Source organism: Bradyrhizobium sp. HKCCYLRH2060 (assembly GCF_051168135.1).
Classification (GTDB): Bacteria; Pseudomonadota; Alphaproteobacteria; order Rhizobiales; family Xanthobacteraceae; genus Bradyrhizobium.
In genome coordinates, this window is sequence record NZ_JBNPUK010000015.1 from 1 (window position 1) to 19,296 (window position 19,296).

The 19,296-nt window shown below is 65.6% G+C and carries 16 protein-coding genes and 1 pseudogene; 9 read left to right on the top strand and 8 right to left on the bottom strand.

Annotated features, from left to right (window positions below; translation table 11 throughout):
• Nucleotides 1-802 precede the first annotated feature (802 nt).
• The 4 genes and pseudogenes from ACQR10_RS25545 to ACQR10_RS25560 all read left to right on the top strand — a co-directional run.
• The gene (locus ACQR10_RS25545) at nt 803-1,537 is read left to right on the top strand and encodes a sensor histidine kinase (RefSeq protein WP_315801492.1); all 735 of its coding nucleotides are present in this window, start codon (nt 803-805) and stop codon (nt 1,535-1,537) included.
• Nucleotides 1,518-2,204, top strand: a complete 687-nt coding sequence (locus tag ACQR10_RS25550) for a response regulator transcription factor (RefSeq protein ID WP_316182242.1) — start codon at nt 1,518-1,520, stop codon at nt 2,202-2,204. The genes ACQR10_RS25545 and ACQR10_RS25550 overlap by 20 nt, the downstream gene beginning before the upstream one ends.
• 184 nt (nt 2,205-2,388) lie before the next feature.
• Nucleotides 2,389-2,742, top strand: a complete 354-nt coding sequence (locus ACQR10_RS25555; RefSeq protein WP_316218229.1) for a response regulator — start codon at nt 2,389-2,391, stop codon at nt 2,740-2,742.
• Nucleotides 2,743-3,193: 451 nt separating this feature from the next.
• Nucleotides 3,194-3,754, top strand: a pseudogene (locus ACQR10_RS25560) (IS3 family transposase); the annotation flags it as partial.
• Between the two features lie 450 nt (nt 3,755-4,204).
• Here the strand turns inward: ACQR10_RS25560 and ACQR10_RS25565 are convergent.
• From ACQR10_RS25565 to ACQR10_RS25575, 3 genes are all read right to left on the bottom strand, one after another.
• The gene (locus ACQR10_RS25565) at nt 4,205-6,280 is read right to left on the bottom strand and encodes a methyl-accepting chemotaxis protein (protein WP_316218227.1); all 2,076 of its coding nucleotides are present in this window, start codon (nt 6,278-6,280) and stop codon (nt 4,205-4,207) included.
• Nucleotides 6,281-6,412: 132 nt separating this feature from the next.
• Nucleotides 6,413-6,760 (bottom strand): hypothetical protein, encoded by a 348-nt coding sequence (locus ACQR10_RS25570; RefSeq protein ID WP_316218226.1) that lies wholly within the window; start codon nt 6,758-6,760, stop codon nt 6,413-6,415.
• A 16-nt stretch (nt 6,761-6,776) separates the two neighbouring features.
• Complete coding sequence (locus ACQR10_RS25575) at nt 6,777-7,505, bottom strand: SDR family oxidoreductase (protein WP_315801496.1); 729 nt, start codon at nt 7,503-7,505, stop codon at nt 6,777-6,779.
• Between the two features lie 119 nt (nt 7,506-7,624).
• Between ACQR10_RS25575 and ACQR10_RS25580 the strand changes: the two genes are divergently transcribed.
• Nucleotides 7,625-8,908: a hypothetical protein gene (locus ACQR10_RS25580; RefSeq protein WP_316218235.1), complete on the top strand. Its 1,284-nt coding sequence runs from the start codon at nt 7,625-7,627 to the stop codon at nt 8,906-8,908.
• A gap of 163 nt (nt 8,909-9,071) precedes the next feature.
• On the opposite strand, the gene ACQR10_RS25585 is transcribed toward ACQR10_RS25580, so the two are convergent.
• From ACQR10_RS25585 to ACQR10_RS25600, 4 genes are all read right to left on the bottom strand, one after another.
• On the bottom strand, nt 9,072-10,109 hold the full coding sequence (locus tag ACQR10_RS25585) for a magnesium and cobalt transport protein CorA (protein ID WP_316218225.1): 1,038 nt from the start codon (nt 10,107-10,109) through the stop codon (nt 9,072-9,074).
• Nucleotides 10,110-10,171: 62 nt separating this feature from the next.
• A complete protein-coding gene (locus ACQR10_RS25590) occupies nt 10,172-11,776 on the bottom strand; it encodes a hybrid sensor histidine kinase/response regulator (protein WP_316218223.1) in 1,605 nt (534 codons plus the stop codon).
• A gap of 288 nt (nt 11,777-12,064) precedes the next feature.
• Nucleotides 12,065-13,504, bottom strand: coding sequence for a glutamine synthetase family protein (locus tag ACQR10_RS25595; protein ID WP_316218221.1), 1,440 nt, complete (start codon nt 13,502-13,504; stop codon nt 12,065-12,067).
• A gap of 274 nt (nt 13,505-13,778) precedes the next feature.
• Nucleotides 13,779-15,137 (bottom strand): aromatic ring-hydroxylating dioxygenase subunit alpha, encoded by a 1,359-nt coding sequence (locus tag ACQR10_RS25600; protein WP_316218220.1) that lies wholly within the window; start codon nt 15,135-15,137, stop codon nt 13,779-13,781.
• Between the two features lie 211 nt (nt 15,138-15,348).
• Between ACQR10_RS25600 and ACQR10_RS25605 the strand changes: the two genes are divergently transcribed.
• From ACQR10_RS25605 to ACQR10_RS25620, 4 genes are all read left to right on the top strand, one after another.
• Nucleotides 15,349-16,149: an IclR family transcriptional regulator domain-containing protein gene (locus ACQR10_RS25605; RefSeq protein ID WP_315801501.1), complete on the top strand. Its 801-nt coding sequence runs from the start codon at nt 15,349-15,351 to the stop codon at nt 16,147-16,149.
• Between the two features lie 829 nt (nt 16,150-16,978).
• Nucleotides 16,979-17,680 carry an alpha/beta fold hydrolase gene (locus ACQR10_RS25610; RefSeq protein WP_315801502.1) on the top strand — a complete coding sequence of 234 codons (702 nt, stop codon included), beginning with the start codon at nt 16,979-16,981 and terminating at the stop codon, nt 17,678-17,680.
• Nucleotides 17,681-17,755: 75 nt separating this feature from the next.
• A complete protein-coding gene (locus tag ACQR10_RS25615) occupies nt 17,756-18,043 on the top strand; it encodes a hypothetical protein (RefSeq protein ID WP_316218219.1) in 288 nt (95 codons plus the stop codon).
• A complete protein-coding gene (locus tag ACQR10_RS25620) occupies nt 18,030-18,548 on the top strand; it encodes a hypothetical protein (RefSeq protein ID WP_316218218.1) in 519 nt (172 codons plus the stop codon). The genes ACQR10_RS25615 and ACQR10_RS25620 overlap by 14 nt, the downstream gene beginning before the upstream one ends.
• A gap of 16 nt (nt 18,549-18,564) precedes the next feature.
• Here the strand turns inward: ACQR10_RS25620 and ACQR10_RS25625 are convergent, their stop codons facing one another.
• On the bottom strand, nt 18,565-19,164 hold the full coding sequence (locus tag ACQR10_RS25625) for a TetR/AcrR family transcriptional regulator (protein WP_316218217.1): 600 nt from the start codon (nt 19,162-19,164) through the stop codon (nt 18,565-18,567).
• Between the last annotated feature and the right edge of the window lie 132 nt (nt 19,165-19,296).

Here is a 19,296-nt window from a genome sequence, read left to right on the forward strand (position 1 = left end):
CGGCTATCGATCTCCTCTTGAGTTCGAAGCCGCGTTCAAGCAAAACACGATGCGATGACTTTACCCATTGTCACTGACATTATCGTGTCTCACTTGAGGGGTGCAGTCCAGCAGCGTCACCGTAATCCCCGGACGGGACCGTCCTCCACCGCGCCGGCTTCCTGCAGCAAGTCGCCCGGAAGTCGCCGGTCACCGAGATTTCCGGCAGCGACATCCAGATCAGGGTCCTTGGAGACATCGGTGCCGTGAATGCACGCACGCACTTCACCAAACCCGACGGAAGCCGGAGGACTGGCTGCTACACGGACGTCTAATGGAAGCGTGGCGACCGCTGTCGTTGCATTTCGCTTCGCGCAACTGATGTGGAAGCACGGCGGTCGTACCTTGCGGTCGGGCGCCCGCGAGACAGATCGAGATTGGTTTGATCTTGCCTGTCATGAGATTGCCTCAACAGAGTTGCCGAGGCGATCAATCATGAATGAGGATAAACCCGCCGCCCGCTATTCAACGCCTGTGAGACCTTCACCTCACGTCCACATTTCATGCGTATGGAAGCTGCAAGGCTCAGCGTCCACTGGCTCATGCTAGCGTCGGGAAAGACGACGAATGGCGGCGCAGTGCTCTCCGTCGACGCGATGAGCTTCATCGGCGCCCTGCCGATCGACAATTACAACGGTGCGGCGCGTAGCTCTAATGTACATAAAGTTATGCGGTTTAAATCGATCTTTGAAGTTGACTCGATCATACTGCTGATACATCCTAAGGGTGTATCTTAGTCACGAGAAACCCTGGCTGGTCTTCGATGCAACGGGAGCAGATCGAAGCCATAACTCGCGATATTGGGCAACAAGAAATTCTTGAACGTGAAGTTCTTGCGATTGCCTCTCGCGAGAGGCAGCGCATCGGGCGTGAACTCCACGACGGGCTCTGCCAATCGCTCGCCGGCTTAGCGGCGCTAGCTGCGGCGCTGTGGCGAAGTTTGGCGGCGAGTGGCCAACCGAGTCCCGCCGCGGCCGCGGCCGAACTCGTACGATTGCTGAACGAGACCATCGGCGAGGCGCGTGACCTCGCTCGTGGGCTCAGCTCGATCGGCCTGAATAGCGCGGATCTTGTCGGCTCCCTTGAGAGCCTCGCCCGCAACGTCAGCGCCGCTCATGGCGCCTTTTGTGCGTTTGTGGAAGATAACCCTTGTCCCGATCTTGGCCGCGAAACCACGAGCCACCTCGTGCGCATCGCCCAAGAAGCCGTCCGCAATGCGGTCAGCCACGGCCGAGCCGACGAAATCGAGATCCGTCTGGCGTGCACTGCAGGCTCGGGACTATTGAGCATCCGGGATAACGGTGTCGGGCTTCCCGAAAAATGGCGCGATCATGACGGCATCGGGCTTTATACCATGGACTACCGCGCGCGGGCGATCGGCGGTTCTCTCACTGTGGAGCCGCAGGCCCGTCGCGGCGTCATGGTTGCGTGCGCGTTTCCGCTGTTATCGAATTACGAACGGCAGGAAAGTATCGGCGATGCCCACTTGCCTGGCTGAAGCCGCGGACGCGGTGCGGAAGAGGCTGCTTGTCGTCGACGATCATCCCGTGCTGTGCCGCGGGTTGATCGCCCTCATCGAGGCGGAAAATGGCCTCGCCGTTCACGGCGCGGTCGGTACGCGCGTGGCCGCGCTCAAGACCATCGCGATCAGTCGCCCTGATCTGGTGATCGTAGACCTTGCTCTCGGCGACGAGGACGGCCTAGACCTCGTCAAGGAAATCAAGGCGCGTCATCCCGGCGTTCGCTCGCTGGTGCTTTCGATGTACGACGAAGAGGTGTTCGCCGAGCGCGCGCTTTGCGCCGGCGCCCTCGGCTATGTCACCAAACAACAGCTCGAATCGACCGTGATCGCTGCCATTCGTCGGGTGCTTGCAGGCGAGACCTACATGAGCGAGGCTCTGCAGCGGCGGCTGGCTGAACGATGCGTCGGCGCGCGACCGCTTGAGGCCGCCTCGCCGGTGCGCACGCTGAGCGATCGCGAATTGCAGGTATTTCGGCTCGTTGGTCAGGGCCGAACCACGCGGCAGATCGCTGGTCTACTGAACCGCAGCGTCAAAACGGTAGAATCCCATCTTGAGCACATCAAGAATAAGCTGGCGATCGAATCGGCTGCTGAACTCGCCCAACGCGCGGCTCAATGGGTTACAATCGGCCGATTGGGTTGAGTCACAAAGTTCGCCCAAGTGCGCGGTTAGTGTCATACGTCTGCCATGCCGCCGATGACTTCTCGACCAAGCCGCTTTCCGGCAAGCGCGACGGCCGAACACGCGGTCTGGTCATGGTGCTAAAGCGGACTGCGCGATCAGCACGGCGCAAGCGGCGTCTGCTCATTGTGGACAGTCACCCCTGATGCGGCGCAGGCTGACCGCGCTGATCGATGCTGAGCCCGATCTTGTCGTATGTGCCTCGGCGGCCACCCAACGGGATGCGCTCGTGGCCATCGCGGCCACGAAACCCGATCTAGGGATCGTCAATCTGTTCCTTGGCGATAGCAATGGTTTGGATCTGGTGAGAGACGTTCGCGCGCGCTTTGTTCGTCTGCCGCCACCTGGATCGAGCATGCATGATTCGCCGCAATACGTCCGCCGCGCTTTCGAATCCGGCACCGACGGCTGCGTCGCCAAGCAGGAGATGACCGAAGACCTTCTGGTGGCGATCCGCAGCGTGCTGCTCGGCGACCCTTACGGCGCACCGGCGCCTTGATCCATGCCCGTCTGCGTCCGGCAAGTTCACGCGTGCGAAGCTGGGCGGCCCATGGGGGATTCTCCCAATGCGAAAACGGGGTGCGACCCCGATGTCGGTTTAAGTCTCCAGCGTTAGCATTGGTAGCTACCAATGCCGTGCCCGCTTTGACGACCGAAATGCTGGTCGAGCCCTTCGCTTATCGGCTCGATCGAGACCATCACCGCTTCAAATGGGAAAAAACGATGAGAAATATCTGCACCGCAGCCGCAATAGTCGCGATTGTTTTCATTCCTTGGACCGTCCATGCGGGCACTTGCTACAAAAACTTAGGTTGCAAGGGCACGACGTCGACCACTTCTTGCAAGACATGTCTTGGAAACCCCTCAAAGGGAGAGGGTTGGAAGGAAAACTCAAAGAGCAGCTGTATCGGAAACTTCAACCATTGTCCGGCGGTCCGTTAACGGTACTGGCGCTGGTCCCGCGCCCCGGCACCAGCAAGGCCGTCTCCGGCCACAAGATCCATCCCTATCTGCTGCGCGGCGTCAGCATCACCGAGCCCAATCACGTCTGGGCGGCCGACATCACCTACATTCCGATGGCGCAGGGGTTCCTGTATCTGGTGGCGATCATCGACTGAGCCACCCGGGCGGTGCTGGCGTGGCGCTTGTCGAACACGATGGATGCGGACTTTTGCATCGCTGCGCCCGACGAGGCGATGGCGCGGCACGGCCGGCCTAAGATCTTCAACACCGATCAGGGCGCGCAGTTCACCAGCTCAGCCTTCACCGGCAGGCTGGAGGCTGCAGGCATTGCGATTTCGATCGACGGACGCGGCCGTTTCATGGACAACATCTTCATCGAACGATTGTGGCGCTCGATCAAGTATGAGGAAGTGCATCTGAAAGCCTATGCTGACGGGCGCGAAGCGCGAGACGGCATCGGCTCATGGATGACCTTTTATAATCATCGCCGCCCGCACCAGGCGATGAACAATCAGTTTCCCATGGCGGCATGGCGCGCCGGCATGGATGTGATCGAGGCGGCCCAGACTGTGGATATGCCGCTTCGCTTGGACAACGCAAACGCGTTGCCCACATCCCCACAGCAGGCCCAAACGCAGCAGCAGGAAGCTGCTTGATTTGAACGACAAGGCAGGCGCGATCACACCTTAATTTTCGGCGATCCATGGTCCCGTGCGTGGGGTCCACTTCAGTTGAACGTGTCTCGCAAGCTAACATCCGCCTGGGGTTGTGGATTCCCGCGTTCGCGGGAGAACGGGGCAGCCGAGAAGAACAAAGGGCGCGATCAGTCCGATCGCGGAGCATCGGCAGCAGCGCAGATCTGAGTAGCTGTAGCCCGCATGAGCGGCACCGATATCTGAGGGGGCCGGCCCCGCATATCGCTTGCGCTCATGCGGGCTGCAGCAGCTGCGCTCGGGTGGCGACGCGCGGCCCTCGTCGAGGCCACGCATAATGCACCCTCACGCCGCCCGCACCGAGTCCAGGAAGCGGCTGACCTCGTCGCGGAGGCGGCTGCTCTGGCCGGACAGCGACTTCGCGGCGGACAGCACCTGCGACGAGGCCGAGCCGGTCTCGTCGGCGCCATGCCGGACACTGGCGATGTTCGCCGACACCTGCTGCGTGCCGTGCGCCGCCTGCTGGACGTTGCGCGAGATCTCGCGCGTCGCCGAGCTCTGCTCCTCGACGGCGGAGGCGATGGCGGAGGCGATCTCCGACATCCGGGCGATGGTCTCGCCGATCTCCTTGATCGAGCCGACCGACTCCTGGGTCGCCGCCTGGATGCCGCCGATCTGCTGGCCGATCTCGCCGGTGGCCTTGGCGGTCTGCTCGGCCAGCGCCTTGACCTCCGAGGCGACCACCGCGAAGCCGCGTCCGGCCTCGCCGGCGCGGGCGGCCTCGATGGTGGCATTGAGCGCGAGCAGGTTGGTCTGGCCGGCGATCGCGTTGATCAGCTCGACGACGTCGCCGATCCGCGCAGCCGCCTTGGCGAGCTCCGCGACGTTGTCATTGGTCCTGCGCGCCTGCGCCAGCGCCTCGTTGGCGATGCGCGCGGAGTCCTGCACCTGCCGGCTGATCTCGTTGACCGATGAGCTCATCTCCTCGGCGGCCGCGGCGACCGAATGCACGTTGGTCGAGGCTTCCTCGGACGCCTGGGTGACGACGGTGGCGAGCTCCAGCGAGCGGCCGGCGGTCGTCGTCAGCGATGAGGCCGAGCGCTCCAGATCGGCCGACGCCGACGACACGATGCCGACGACCTCGCCGATCGCCATCTCGAACTCGCGCGTGAAACGCTCGACGCGCTGGCCGCGCTCGATCTTGGCCTGCGCGTCGGCCGCGGCCGCCTGCTCGGCGCGTTTCTTCGCGAGCAGCGCTTCCTTGAAGGTCTGCAGCGAGCCGGTCATCGCGGCGATCTCGTCGTCGCGATTGATCGTCGGGATCGCCACGTCGTCATGGCCGGCCGCCATCTCGCCGATCAGGCCGGTCAGGTTCACGATCGGGTTGATCACACGGCGGCGCAGCAGCAGGGTGACGAACACGAGAATGCCGGCGAGCGCCGCCACCACCGCCGTCGCCAGCGCGAGCATCAGATAGGCTGCATCGCGCGCCGCGACGGCGCGTTCGCGCGCCTCGGCGATCGCGGCGTCGCGCACGACGAAGAACTTCTGCACGGCCGGGACGACCGCCTCGGCCAGGCTGTCGGCGGTGAGTGTGTAGTTGAGATCGCCGAGCCCGGCTGCGATGTCCTTGTCGACGATCGGAACGGCGCGCCCGAAATAGGCGTCACGGGCCTCCTTGAACGCCGTGAGCAGCCGCTCCGGATTGCCGAGCTGGTCGATGCCGGCATCCAGGCGCTCGCGGTCGGCTTCGGTGCGGCCCTGGGCGCGGTCCATCGCCGCCTTCTCGGCCGGAGTGACGGCGCGGCGGGCGCTGAGCGCCGGCGACAGCGCGGCGGCCCGGCCGCCGGCGGTCACGCGCAGGTCCTGCGCGGTGCGGGCGACGTCGAGCAGCGTCGTCAGCGACGCGTCGGCATTGGCGATGCGGTTCTGCAGCTGGTTCAGGATCGGCTCGATCGCCAGGGCGACCTGGGTGACCCCGGGGAGAAAGCTCTTGATGACGGCCGGATCACGCGCGTTCAGCGGCGCGGTCAGCGTGGGGTCCACCTTGGCGAGGATCTCGTTCAGCTTGGACGAGGCCTGGTCCAGGCTGCGTGTGATCGCCTCGCTGTTGGAGACGTTCGCCAGCTGCGCGCGCGCCCTGGCGAAGGATGCCTCGGCCGATTGCCTGATCTTGCGCACGCCTTCGAGCTGCGCGGGCGTCGCGGGCGAATCCTGGAATATGGGCGTGATGTAGGGGGCGCGATGGCCGACCACGTCCTGCGCGTAGAGCAGCACGGCGCCGAACGCCTCGACCGTCTTGATCGCCTCGGCCTTGTCGCTGACGGCCCTGACCTGCTCGATCACGACCTGGGCAGCAGGGAGGACGGCCAAAGCCGTCACCGACAGCATGGATATTGCAAAAAGTCGGCCGATCTTCATTGCTACCCCCGGATTGCGAGGGCTGACACTAGGTTCCGTATGATTAAAGTTGCGCTTAATTCGACCCCCCGTAGTTCCACGGGGTCGTGGACATCGGCAGAGGGTATGCAGGCGGCAGCCTTGGAAGGACCGTCACTCCGGCCATCGCAACAGACGGTCCGAGCGCGCCAGAAGGCTTCGGCAATGGCTCTCTCCAAAGTCGCGCGCCCAACGTTGCGCGTCATCGATCGCCCCCTGGAGGTCGACCAGCGCTTGCGCCTGCCAGTGCTCGCGGTCGCGGCCAAGAGGGAGCGCGTCCGTTTCGGAATCGATTCCAACCAGGGGAAGAATGTCGACATCGGTCTCAAGCAGTGCGGTGAAGCGAAGCCTTGCGATGGTTCGCGCGCCCTCGATCGGAGACACCGCACCGGACAGGACATCCCGCGCCGCGCGAAGAATGTGCTGACGCGCGGCGATGACTTGGGGCTGATTCCAACTCATGAAAACTTGGATCTCCCTACAGATCGAAATTCGTCGGCAGCATCACGACGTCGCGGATGGTCATGCCGCGCGGACGGGTCAGCATGAACATGATCACCTCGGCGACCTCCGAGGGCTCCAGCAGGCTGCCGGACTCGCGCGCCTCCTTCAGCTTCTCGGCCGGCCAGTCGGCGATCAGCGCGGTGACCACCGGGCCGGGCGAGATCGCGCCGACGCGGATGCCGTGCTTGAACACCTGGCGCCGCACCGTCTGCACGAAGCAGTCGATTGCCCATTTCGACGACGCATAGACCGGCTCCCACGGCGTCGGGTAATGCGCCGCGAGCGAGCTGGTCACGATGATGTCGCCCGACCCGCGCGCGATCATGTGCGGGAGAACGTCGCGCACATTCTTCATGACGACGTTCACGTTGAGGTTCAGCATGCGGTCGATCGCGTCGGTCCTGGCGTCGACGAGATCGCCGCCGAGATAGCTGCCGGCATTGGCGTGGAGGATGTCGAGCCGTCCGGCCGCATCGAGGACGCGCGGCAGAAGGGTGGCGCAATCAGCGGGATCGAGCAGGTCGATCACGACGGGGATCACGGCGTCGCCATGGGTCTCGCGCAGCTTCGCCAGCGCCGCGGCGTCGCGATCGATCATGACGACGCGCGCGCCGGCCGCCAGCATCGCCGCGCTGCTGGCCAGGCCGATGCCCGACGCCGCGCCGGTGACCGCCGCCACCTTGCCTTCGAGTTCCCTGCCCATCGTCTCCTCCTTGTCCGGCCAGACTACAGCAAACCGCGCCGCGTTGCCGCACTCCGTTGGACCCATCGCGATCCCCACGCGTTGCATCCCGGCCGCCAGCATCACCCATGAAGAGCCCGATGGAGACGATCGAAGCCTATCTCGCCCGCAAGCATCAGGAGCTGCAGCTCCTGAATTGCTGCCTGCGGAGACCGCATGCGCTGCCGGCGCCGCGCTCGGTGATGGAGGTCATCCGGCGCAAGTTTCAGCTCACGGCCGCGCTGAAGGCCGAGCACGCGCTCAGCGACTGGACCGCGACAGAGACGGCCTGGGCGGATGCGGACGATCATCGCGCCGGCCCGTTCGCCTTCAGCTACGACTATCAGCGCGCCGATCTCGACGTGCGCGGGCCGTCGTTCTACGCGGCGGGCGAGAGCCGCCATGACACCATCTACACCATCTCCGGCATGGCGGCGATCGCGGCACTGCTGCTGGCGACGCGGCCCGTTCTCGGCACGGCGGACCTCTTGATGCTGCCGGGCTCCTATGGCGAGACGCAGGAGCTGGTCGCGGCGCATGCGCGGCATCTGCGCCCGGTGACGCTGACCCGCGACCTGGCCGCCGCGCTGGCGCAGCGCTCACCCGCGCCGCGGCTGCTGCTGATCGATTCCAGCGCGACCGCGCCGCGCTTCGAAGCCGTGCTGGGTTGCGACCGCCCGGCGATCGATCTCCTGATCTTCGACACCACCTGCTTTGCCAACGGCTCCGGCCGCATTCGCCGCGTGCTGGCCTGGACGCGGCGCTGGGACGTGCCGGTCGTGATGGTGCGCAGCCACACCAAGCTCGACTCGCTCGGCGCTGAATATGGCCGGCTCGGCTCGGTCGCTTTCGCCGATTGGAGCAAGGCCGGCGCCGCGGGCCGCATTGTGCTTCGGGCGCTGCCGGACGAGACGCGCAACGCCGTCAGGCTGCTCGGCGGCGCGGCGCTGCCGGCGCATTTCCCGCCTTACGTCGGCCTGCCGGCCTATCGCGAGCTGACCGCGCGACGCGTGGCCGCCATCCTGCGCAACAGCCGGCGGGCGCGGCGCCACTTCGCGACCACGCTGCGCGGCCTGACCGCGGAGCTCGACTTCGCGCACGGCCTCTACGTCACGCTCGCCGGCCGCGCGCCGCTCGACGAGGCCACCGCCCGGCAAGCCGCAGCCGCCATGAGTGATGATCTCCGGCGCGCCGGGCTGCCGATCCGCCACGCCGGCAGCTTCGGCTTCGATTTCGCTGCGACGGAATGGTTTCACGACGCCACCACGGATCGCTACAGCGTGCGCGTCGCCGTGCCCGACCTGCCGACCGCGATCTGGGACGAACTGACGGACGCGATCGCCGCGTGGTGGTCCGCACATCCCGGGCGATCCGCCGCGGCGTGACCGTTGCGCCATGGCAGCCCGTTGCTTCCTCGACGGCAATTCGATGTCACCCGCGCCGCGTCGTGCTCGGCGGCCTCGGCGCGAGGGGATTTGCAGCAGCGCCCACGCGCCGCGCGCATGTAGCTGAACCCGCTTCGCGAAGAGGGACCGGCGGCCCGTCCCCTCACAGCCATCCGCGCCGGCGGAACTGCCAGTACAGCACGCTGCACACGGTGGCGATGAAGCCCAGCACGGCGTAGTAGCCGTATTGCCATTTCAGCTCCGGCATGTGCTCGAAGTTCATGCCGTAGATGCCGGCGACGGCGGTCGGCACCGCGAGGATGGCCGCCCAGGCGGCCAGCCGCCGCGCGATGTCGGTCTGTTGCGCCTGGCCGGCCATCATGCTGGCCTCGAATACGAAGGCGAGGATCTCGCGCAGGGAATCCGCATCCTCCTCGGCGCGCTTGGCGTGGTCGAGCACGTCGCGAAACAACGGCGCCATCTCGGCATCGATCGCGACGTTGTCGACATGCTCGAGCCGCTTGCAGACGTCGACCACGGGGCCGACGGCGCGGCGCAGCCGCAGCAGATCGCGCCGCAGGCGATACAGCCGGTCGACCTCGTGGCGCGCCAGCGGCCGCTGCAGCACCACCTCCTCCAGCGTCTCGACCTCGGCCATGATGCTCTCGGTCACCGGCCGGTAGTTGTCGACGATGAAGTCGAGGATCGCATAGAGGATGTAGTCCTCGCCCTTGGCGAGCGAGCCCGGACAGCTCTCGCAGCGCTCGCGCACCGCGCCATAGGAGGTCGAGGCGCCGTGGCGCACCGAGACGACGAAGCCGGGGCCGACGAAGATGTGGGTCTCGCCGAACACGATGTGCTCCTTGACGAGCTGCGCGGTGCGGGCGACCACGAACAGCGCATCGCCATAGCGCTCGACCTTGGGCTGCTGATGCGCCTTCGACGCATCCTCGATCGCGAGCTCGTGCAGGCCGAACTGGTCCGCCACGCGCTGCAGGAGCGCCGCGTCGGGCTCGTGCAGCCCGATCCACACCACGTGGCCGGGCCGCTTGCTCCAGGCGCCGGCGTCCTCGATCTGAATGTCGGCGACGCGGCGGCCATTGGCATAGGCACCGGCTGCGACCACGCCCAGTTCCCGTGGCTCACCGCGGGGCTGAAGGACTGGCGCATCGGCCGGTGTCTGCACCGTGACGTGACGCATGGTTGGATCTCCGCTCTCCAGCCCGACTTTCGATGCGAGGAGTCGCCTGGTCAAGCGTCGCATCAGGTCACGCCGGTCGGGCCGTCGAGCAATTGCCTGACGCGGCGGACCAGATCGGTGCGGCGGTACGGCTTGTTGATGATCTCGAACTCGCCGATGTTGGCGTCGGCGCGCTCGACCGCGGCATCGGAATAGCCGGTCGTCAGCAGCACCTTCAATTTCGGCTGGCGCTTGCGCGCCTCGCGCGCCAGCACGGTGCCGTTCATGCCGCCGGGCATCACGAGATCGGTGAACAGCAGATCGAAGCGGACCTCCGAATCCAACAGCTCGAGCGCGGCATGCGCATTGGCCGCGACCTCGGTACGATAGCCGAAATCCTCCAGGATCGAGCGCGCCAGCTCGGCGACCTCATGGCGGTCCTCGACGATCAGGATGCGTTCGCTGCCGGTGCGGTCCATCGCCATCTGCGGCCGGATCGACGGCGCAGCGATCGCCTGCTCGGTCGCCGGAAACAGCAGCTGCACAGTCGTGCCCTGCCCGACCTCGCTGTAGATATAGGTGCTGCCGCCGGACTGGCGGGTGAAGCCGTAGACCATGGCGAGGCCGAGCCCGGTGCCCTTGCCCTCCTCCTTGGTGGTGAAGAACGGCTCGGCGACCCGCGCGAGAATGTGGTGCGGAATGCCGACGCCGTCGTCGGACACTTTCAGCGCGACATAGCGCCCGCCCTTGGGCACGCCGAACTGCACGATGTCCTCCTCCGCGATCTCCTTGTTCTCGGTGCGGATGGTCAACGTGCCGCCGTGCGGCATCGCATCGCGCGCGTTGACGAACAGATTGAGCAGCGCGACCTCTGCCTGGGTCTGGTCGACACGGCTGTTCCACAGGCCGGGCTGCGCCTTGACGACGATGCGCACGCTGTCGCCGAGCGTGTGGCGCGCCATCTGCACCATGGTCTCGATCATGTTGTTGAGGTTGATCGGCCGGCTGTCGAGCCGCTGCTTGCGCGCGAACGACAGCAGCTGCTGGGTGAGGGTCGCGGCGCGGTTGGCGGCCGTGCGGATGTTCTCGACGGCGCGGCGGTGCCGCGGGGCAAGCTCGCTGACGGCGCCCTGCAGGGTCTCGGTGTAGCCGATGATCACCTGCAGGATGTTGTTGAAGTCGTGCGCGATGCCGCCGGTGAGCTGGCCGATCGCCTCCATCTTCTGCGACTGCACCAGTGCGCTCTCGGCGTCGCGCCGGCGCGACACGTCGAGCTGCGAGCCGAAATAATAGACCAGCTCGCCGTCGCGGTTGTAGACCGGGCTGACGAACAGCGCATTCCAGAACGCAGCACCATTCTTGCGATAGTTGAGAATCTCGACCGCAATGTCCTGGCGATTGGCGATCGCGGTTCGCACCGCGTCGACGGTGTCGCGGTCGGTGTCCGGACCTTGCAGGAAACGGCAATTGGCGCCGACGATCTCGGACAGCGCGTAGCCCGTCATCTCCAGGAACGCCCGGTTGGCGAACAGGATCGGATTGTCGGGCTGGCGCGGATCGGTGACGATCATCGGCATCCGCGTGGTCTCGACGGCCGCGAAGAAGATGTCGTGGCGCTCCGACGACAGATCGGATGCATCGCCGCTGTCGACAATCGCGCGATCGCGCTGCGGCCCGTGTTCCAACATGCTTCCTTGCTCCGCCTTCCATCGCCATGACATGCAGGGTCGCGCCGAGACCGGCGTGAGTTGTGCAACGACTCCTTCGATATGCCGCTGGATGGGATCGGGTTCCCGCAGGCCTGCTTGCGCGCGGAATAACGGACACAGGACTCACGAAAATGCGACGCGGCGGCGCGGGAACAAATCCGGCGGATACGGAAATACCCGCGCCGCGGGGCCGCGGCCTACGTCACCGGGCAAAACAACCAGGTCGACGGCGGGCTGGTGCGCAGCCGGTGAGGCGGTGCATCGCCGTCAGAACATCTCGAAATATTCGCGCTGCTCCCAGTCGGAGACCTCCGCCTGGAAGCGCTCGAGCTCGGCGTTCTTGATGAAGGTGTAGTAGTCGACGAAGGTCGAACCGAACGCCTGGCGGAAGAACGCGTCGTCCCTCAGCGCATCGACGGCCTCGCGCAGCGATTTCGGCAGCAGGCTCGCCTTGGTCTCATAGGGCACATCGGCCGACGGTCCCGGCTCGAGCTTGCGGTCGATGCCATCGAGGCCGGCTGCGATCTGCGACGCCATGTAGAGATAGGGATTGGCGGCGGGCTCGCCGATGCGGTTCTCCAGGCGCGTGGCGCGATCGCCGGGGCCGCCGAGCACGCGGATCATGACGCCTCTGTTGTCGCGGCCCCAGATGGCACGGTCCGGCGCCAGCGAATAGGCGCGGTAGCGCCGGTAGCCGTTGATCGTCGGCGTCGAAAACAGCGCCGAGGCGCGCGCATGCGCGAGCAGGCCCGCCATGTAGTGGCGGCCGAGCGCGGACAGACCTTCGGCATCCTCGGTCATGAAGGCGTTGCCGCCGTCGCGCGCCACCAGCGACTGGTGCAGATGCCAGCCCGACGACATCACGTTGGGGATGCGCGGCCGGCACATGAAGGTGGCGTGATAGCCGTGGCGCTGGCAGATCTGCTTCACGGCGCTGCGGAACAGCACCATCGTGTCGGCGGGCGCGAGCCCGAGCGCCGGCTGCAGCACGAACTCGCACTGGCTCGGGCCATATTCGAGCTCGATCGAGCGCAATGGCAGGCCGAGCGCGACGAGATTGGCCCTGATGATCTCGAGCGCGGGCTCCATCTGATCGAAGCGCTGCTCGGTGAGATATTGATAGCCCTGGGTCAGCAGGCTGACCGTCGGCGGCACGCCGGGCTGACCGGGCGAGCCGGCATCACCGGGCGCGAGCCTGGGATCCTCGACCTTGAAGATGTGGCACTCGACCTCGAGGCCGGCCATGAACTGATAGCCACGCTGTTCGAGCGTCGCCAATGCCGACCGGTAGAGATTGCGCGTGGCGAACGGGACCGGCGCACCGTTGGCGAAGTACAGATCACAGAGCACCCAGCCGGTGCCGGACGCCCAAGGCAGGACGCGGAACGTGGTGGGATCGGCGACCATCAGTGCATCGCTGCCGCCCTGCATCTCGGCCATGCCGAAGCCACCGCCGGCGGTGAACACCGGAAACACGGTGCGATGCGAGGTGTCCTTGGCGAGCAGGGTCGTCGTGATCGAGCAGCCGTCCTCGAGCGAGGACAACGCAGCATCGACAGTAAGCGTCTTGCCGCGCAGGATGCCGTGCTGGTCCGGGAACGAGAAGCGGATGGTGGTGAGGCCGTGCTCCTCGGCGAGGCGGCGCATGCGCACTGCGGCCTCGGCCTGCTCGACGGTCCACAACTGATGCTTGGCGACGAAACTCAACGATGGCTCCATGATGCATTGTCAAACTGCGAGATCATGGGCGCAGTCTTGCGGCGCGCGAGCCCTAACCTCTCCCCGCTTGCGGGGAGAGGTCGGATTGCATCGTCAGATGCAATCCGGGTGAGGGGGGACAGGTCCAACCACTCGCACTTCCCGTGCGGCTGCCCCTCACCCCAACCCTCTCCCGGTGAAGAACGGGGAGAGGGAGCGCACTGCGCTCGGAGCGAGAGCTGGCCAACTACACCGAAGGACATATGCGCACTCACGCCTGCCATCACTCCGCCGCGCTCAGATGCGGCGCGAGACGCACGATATCGGCCGGCACCGGCGCTGCCCAGGGGGCGTTGCGGCGGCGGCGGACGTCGACTTCCATCCAGTAGGTCTCCCAGCCGCGGGTCGGGCCGATGCCGTCCATCGTCGCCGGGCCCTGCACGCTGCGGGCCCCGGCGGCATCGAGGAACAGCATCGGCGGTTCGCCGCTCGCGACCTTCTCGATCTGCTCGCGCAGCAGCCGACGATATTGGATGATCGCCTTGTCGGATTGGCCCAGATGCTCGCGGGTGCGGTCCTGGATCCGGCCCATCGACTCCACCGCCCACTGGTCGTGCACGTTGATGTCGTTGCCCATGCCGGTGTAGGTCGCGGTCGCCTGCTCCCGTGGATCGAAGCCGTAATCGTTGCTCTTGTTCTTGCGCGAGCGATAGTCGGGCAGCTCATAGAGCTCGAGCCGCTGCGCCCGCATCTTCGCCCGGTCGACCGGCGCGCCATAGCTGGTGAAGATCGCGTACCAGTAGCAGCTCTCGTCATCGACCGGCACGTGCCACTGCGTGATCGTCATCTCCGTGCTCATCGGAATCACGAAGGCATGCGGGAACAGCTGATTGGTGACGCGGACATGGGTGCGTTCGGCATCGATCTCACGCAGTGCGATGATGCGCAGGCCGTATTCGGTACGCTCCACATTGATGATCGGACGATCGTACTCGCGCAGCACCTTGGTCATCGGCAGCTCGCTGTCGGCGGAGGCACCGCGGAACTGCTTGCCATAAGCGGTCGACGTATCCTCGTCCTCGAAGAAGCGGTGCAGGAACGAGGCATGCGCGGGGTCGATGCCGACCTCCAGCGCCTGCAGCCAATTGCACTCGATCAGGCCCTTGAACGCGAAGGTGTAGGCGTCGGGCGCGGTGAAGCAGTCGAGATCGGGAAACGCCGGGGCTGCACCATCGCCGAGCCAGGCCCAAAGGATGCCTCCCTTCTCGATCACGGGATAGGCGCGCTGCTTGACGTTCTTGCACAGCGGCGAGCCGGCCGGTTCGGCCGGCGTCTCCAGACAATTGCCGTCAGCGTCGAACAGCCAGCCATGGAAGGCGCAACGCAAGCCGCCGTTCTCCAGCCGTCCGAAGGCGAGATCTGCGCCGCGATGCGGACAATCGCGATCAAGTAGTCCGTAGCGGCCTTGCGCATCCTTGAAGAGCACGAAGTCCTGACCGAGCAGTTTCACCGCGCGCACCGGGCGCTCGCCTGCGAGCTCATCGACCAGCGCGGCCGGCTGCCAGTACATCCTCATTAGTTTACCGGCGGGCGCGCCGGGTCCGACGCGCGTGATCAGGTCGTTCTGCTCCTGGCTCATCATGATGGCCGTCTCTCCTGTTCCGTCGCAAGTCGGGCGTTGAGCGTCACGCGATCATCTAATAATGTTCGCTAGACGAACACATGTTCGCCCAGATTAGATTCGCTTTAAGTGGGGAGAAGCGCAAGTGAAAAAGCTACAACCGAAGCCGAGGGGCCAACGGACTGCAGCTTCACTGCGGCCGAAAACAACAACAGCGGATCATGTCAGGCCGATGCCGAAACTGAAGCGCACTGATGAGGAGAAGAAGCAGGCTCGGGGCGACGGTCCCGAGTTCGTGGAAGCGCTCGATCGCGGCCTGCGGGTGATACAAGCCTTCAGCCGCGAGGGCCGGCCGATGACGCTGAGCAAGGCGGCGGAACTCACCGGCCTCGCCCGCGCCACGGTGCGACGGATTCTGCTGACCCTGAAAGCCTCCGGCTTCGTCCATGGCGACGACCGGCTGTTCTCGCTGACGCCGCGCGTGCTGCTGCTGGCCTCCAGCTATCTCGCCTCCAACCAGGTCAACAGCGTGATGCAGCCGTTGATGGACAGCACGGCCGGCGAGGCCCGCGAGGTCTGCTCTCTCGCCGTCCTCGACGGCGACCAGGTCGTGTTCATCGCGCGCGCGACGCCGGCGCGCATGTTCTCCACCGGCCTGGAGATCGGCTATCGGCTGCCGGCGTTCTGCACGTCGGTCGGCCGCGTGTTGCTGAGCCGGATGCCGGACGATCAGTTGCGCCAGGCCGTCGAGCGCATGACGCTGACCGAGATGACGCCGCAGACGATCACCGACAAGGACGCGTTGATCGCGTCGGTCACGGCCGTTCGGGACGACGGTTATTCGCTCGTCGACGGCGAGGCGGAGGAGGGTTTCCGCTCGATTTCCGTGCCGATTCGCCGCTATGACGGCGGCATCATCGCCGCCGCCAACATCGGCGGCCACGTCGATCGCATCGGCGTCGACGAGATGAAGGAGCGCTTCCTGCCGCTGCTGAAGAAGCTCGCCGCCACGGCGCAGCCACTGCTCGTCTGATCCTTCGACGAGAGGCACCGGGCTCGGCTGCAGCCGTGCCGGCTCGTGCTCGCGCATTGGGCCACAGCACCTTAAGCTTCGCATCGACCTCGCTGCCGCGGGTGCCACTGTTTCATCCGGCAGCGACGTCGCCGGACGCGTCCTCGCTGCTGCCGAGCGAGCAGTCGTCTCTCGTTCCATCAACAGCGTCGGCCCGCGCTGCTCCGGCAAGAGCTAGACTTCGCGCGGATATGTTTCCTACGGGTGCGACGATCGCTCCGATGTCATCGCCGACAGCCCGGTGCTATCAATTCATCGCCGCGACGGAACGAGAGCGCCGGGCGTCAACAGCCACGTGAAGTTACCAGCCGCTCGAACTAATCGTTGTGGTCGCAGGCCTTGCGACGCCGGGCCCCACGCCCATTACGTGATATTATCGTGACGCCCGACCTCGTTTGCCACGATTGACGATCCATCCAGGTATCATCGCGCTGCATGCGATGGTGGCATGATCCGGGGCGGAAGTAGTTAGACCCCTTCCTCGCGCGCGAATTGCGGACGACGCCACCAGATTGCCGCGAATGACGCCGTAATCACGAAAGCCAGAGGCGCCGCGGCCCAAGCAGCATCGCGTGCGCCCCGATCACAGCGATCATCCGGCTGGCCATCCACTGTCGCGAAGGGGCGCAGGATGAGCCAGGACAAGGCTGGGGACGAGGTCGTCGCCCTGGGACGCCGGGCGCGAGCCGCAGCACATCGTTGGACATTGGCCGCCTCTCGCGCGTAAATGGCATTCCGGGCGGACGACACCCGGACATGCAGGTGAACGCCGTTTCCGGGGGGAAGACCCATGACTGATGCGCTGCCGCTCGTGCTGGTGCCTGGCCTGATCTCGTCGCCCCGCATCTATGCGCCGGTGATCCCGGCGCTGTGGCGGCTCGGGCCGGTGATGGTGGCGAACCACGTCCGCGACGACAGCATGGCCGCGATCGCGCGCCGCATCCTCTCCGAGGCGCCGCCGCGCTTCGCGCTCGCGGGACATTCGATGGGCGGCTACATCGCGCTCGAGATCATGCGCCAGGCGCCGGAGCGCGTGGGTCGGCTGGCGCTGATCAACACCCAGGCGCGGCCCGACACGCCGGAGGCGAGCGCCCGCCGCCGCACCATGATCACCCGCGCCAAGGAGGGCGACTACCACGGCGTTGTCGACGAGCTGTTCTCCGGCTTCGTCCATCCGTCGCGCCAGGATGATCCGCGGCTGCGCCAGCTCGTGCACGACATGGCCGAGGAGGTCGGCGTCATCGGCTTCATCCGGCAGCTGACGGCGATCATGTCGCGCCCGGATTCGCGGCCGACCTTGACCGCGATCCGCTGTCCGACCCTGGTGCTGACCGGCGACACCGACAACACCATCCCGAACAGCCTGTCGAAGGAGATGGCCGACGGCATCGACGGCAGCTGGCTGGTGGTGCTTGAGAATTGCGGCCACCTGCCGCAGCCCGAGCAGCCGGAGGAGACGGCGCAGGCGCTGATGGAGTGGTTGCGGGGGTGAGATGGCCGTCGAGCCGTATGAAACTCCGGACGGTAGCCGATGGCAACTCTCCGGAATGCAGCGTATATTGCGTCCATGCTGGACAACGCCAAAATCGCCAAGATCGCCCGCGAGGTCGCCACTGCGAATCTGAGCAGCTCCGCCGCGGTTACAGACGTCACCACAGCGCCCTATGCGGACTCCGAAGGCCGTGATGCCCTGCGGATCACCATCGTATTGAGCCCCATCCAAGGGACCAGCATCGAGGGAGAAGCAGTGCTGGATACGCTGGTCCAGATCCAAGAGCTGCTCCGGGCTGCAGGCGAGGACCGTTTTCCGCTGATCGAATACGAGGCGGAGAACGAGCCCGTTGGCGATACTTAATCCGGAGCATCTGTTTCAGCAGGCTGAGCAGTTGATCGCTCCGCCTGCAGCGGGGCCACCGCGACAGGTGAACATCCGTCGCGCAATTTCCGCTGCCTATTATGGATTGTTTCATGCAACGCTCATTGCCGCTGCAGATCAATTCGTTGGCAAGACGAAACAAGGGACACCCTTATACGCCCTCGTCTATAGAGCCGTGGACCATCGAGACCTCCGATTGCTATGCGAGGAGGTCAGAAAGTCGAAGCTTTCCGCAAAATACCTGCCGTTTGCACCTTCCGGAGGCTTTGGAGCAAACCTTCACGCGTTCGCATCTGCTGTCCTGGAGCTACAGGAGAAGCGACATGAAGCCGACTATAATCCGATGATCCGGGTCAAAACCCTGGATGCGCAGCTCGCCATCAGAATGGCGAGAGCTGCACTGACGAGCTTCGAGGCCGCCCGCGTCCAAAACCAGGACGCGTTCCTGACATCGTTGACGTTGTTGTTATTTCCGCCCCGCTGAGCGCGGACATCGTCAACTACGCTTCGCCGACTCTTCCCTTCCCCACCTTCAACCCATCCACGAACACATCCAGCAGCCGCAGCACGCTCTGCTGCCAGCCGGTCTGGTCGTGCATGTAGCACATGCCGATCAGCGCGCGCAGGACGTCGTCGGCGCTGATGTCGCTGCGGATCTCGCCGGCCGCGACGGCACGCGCCAGCAGCGCGCCGATCGAGCGGGTGAGATGGCCGTGCGAATAGGCGGCGAGCTCGGAGTTCGCGGTCATGACGATCGCGAGCGCGGCCATCATGCCCTTCTTGGTGGCGACGAACTGCACCGTCGAGCGCAGCCAGCGCCGGAGCGCCTCGACCGCCGACGGCTCGCTCTTGAGCTCCTCGGCCAGCTCCGCGAGCTGCTCGACCTCGCGCCGGTACACTGCCTCGAACAGGTCCTCGCGGGTCGGGAAATGACGATACAGCGTGCCGATGCCGACGCCGGCCTGGCGCGCCACCGCTTCCAGGCTCGCCTCGGCGCCGCCGACGCTGAACACCGCCTTGGCCGCCTCCAGCACCCGCTCGCGATTGCGCTGCGCGTCCGCGCGCGGCTTGCGATGGCGGTCTTGTGGTTTCGTCTCCATCTCACCAGCTCTTGATGACGGACCGTTCATGTCCTCTTGCTAAACGGAGGAACCCTCCGTATAAATAGACCTGCCACCCGGGACAGCCAACCTTCCTCAGCTCGTCGTCCCGCGGTCGCTGGATCTGGACGG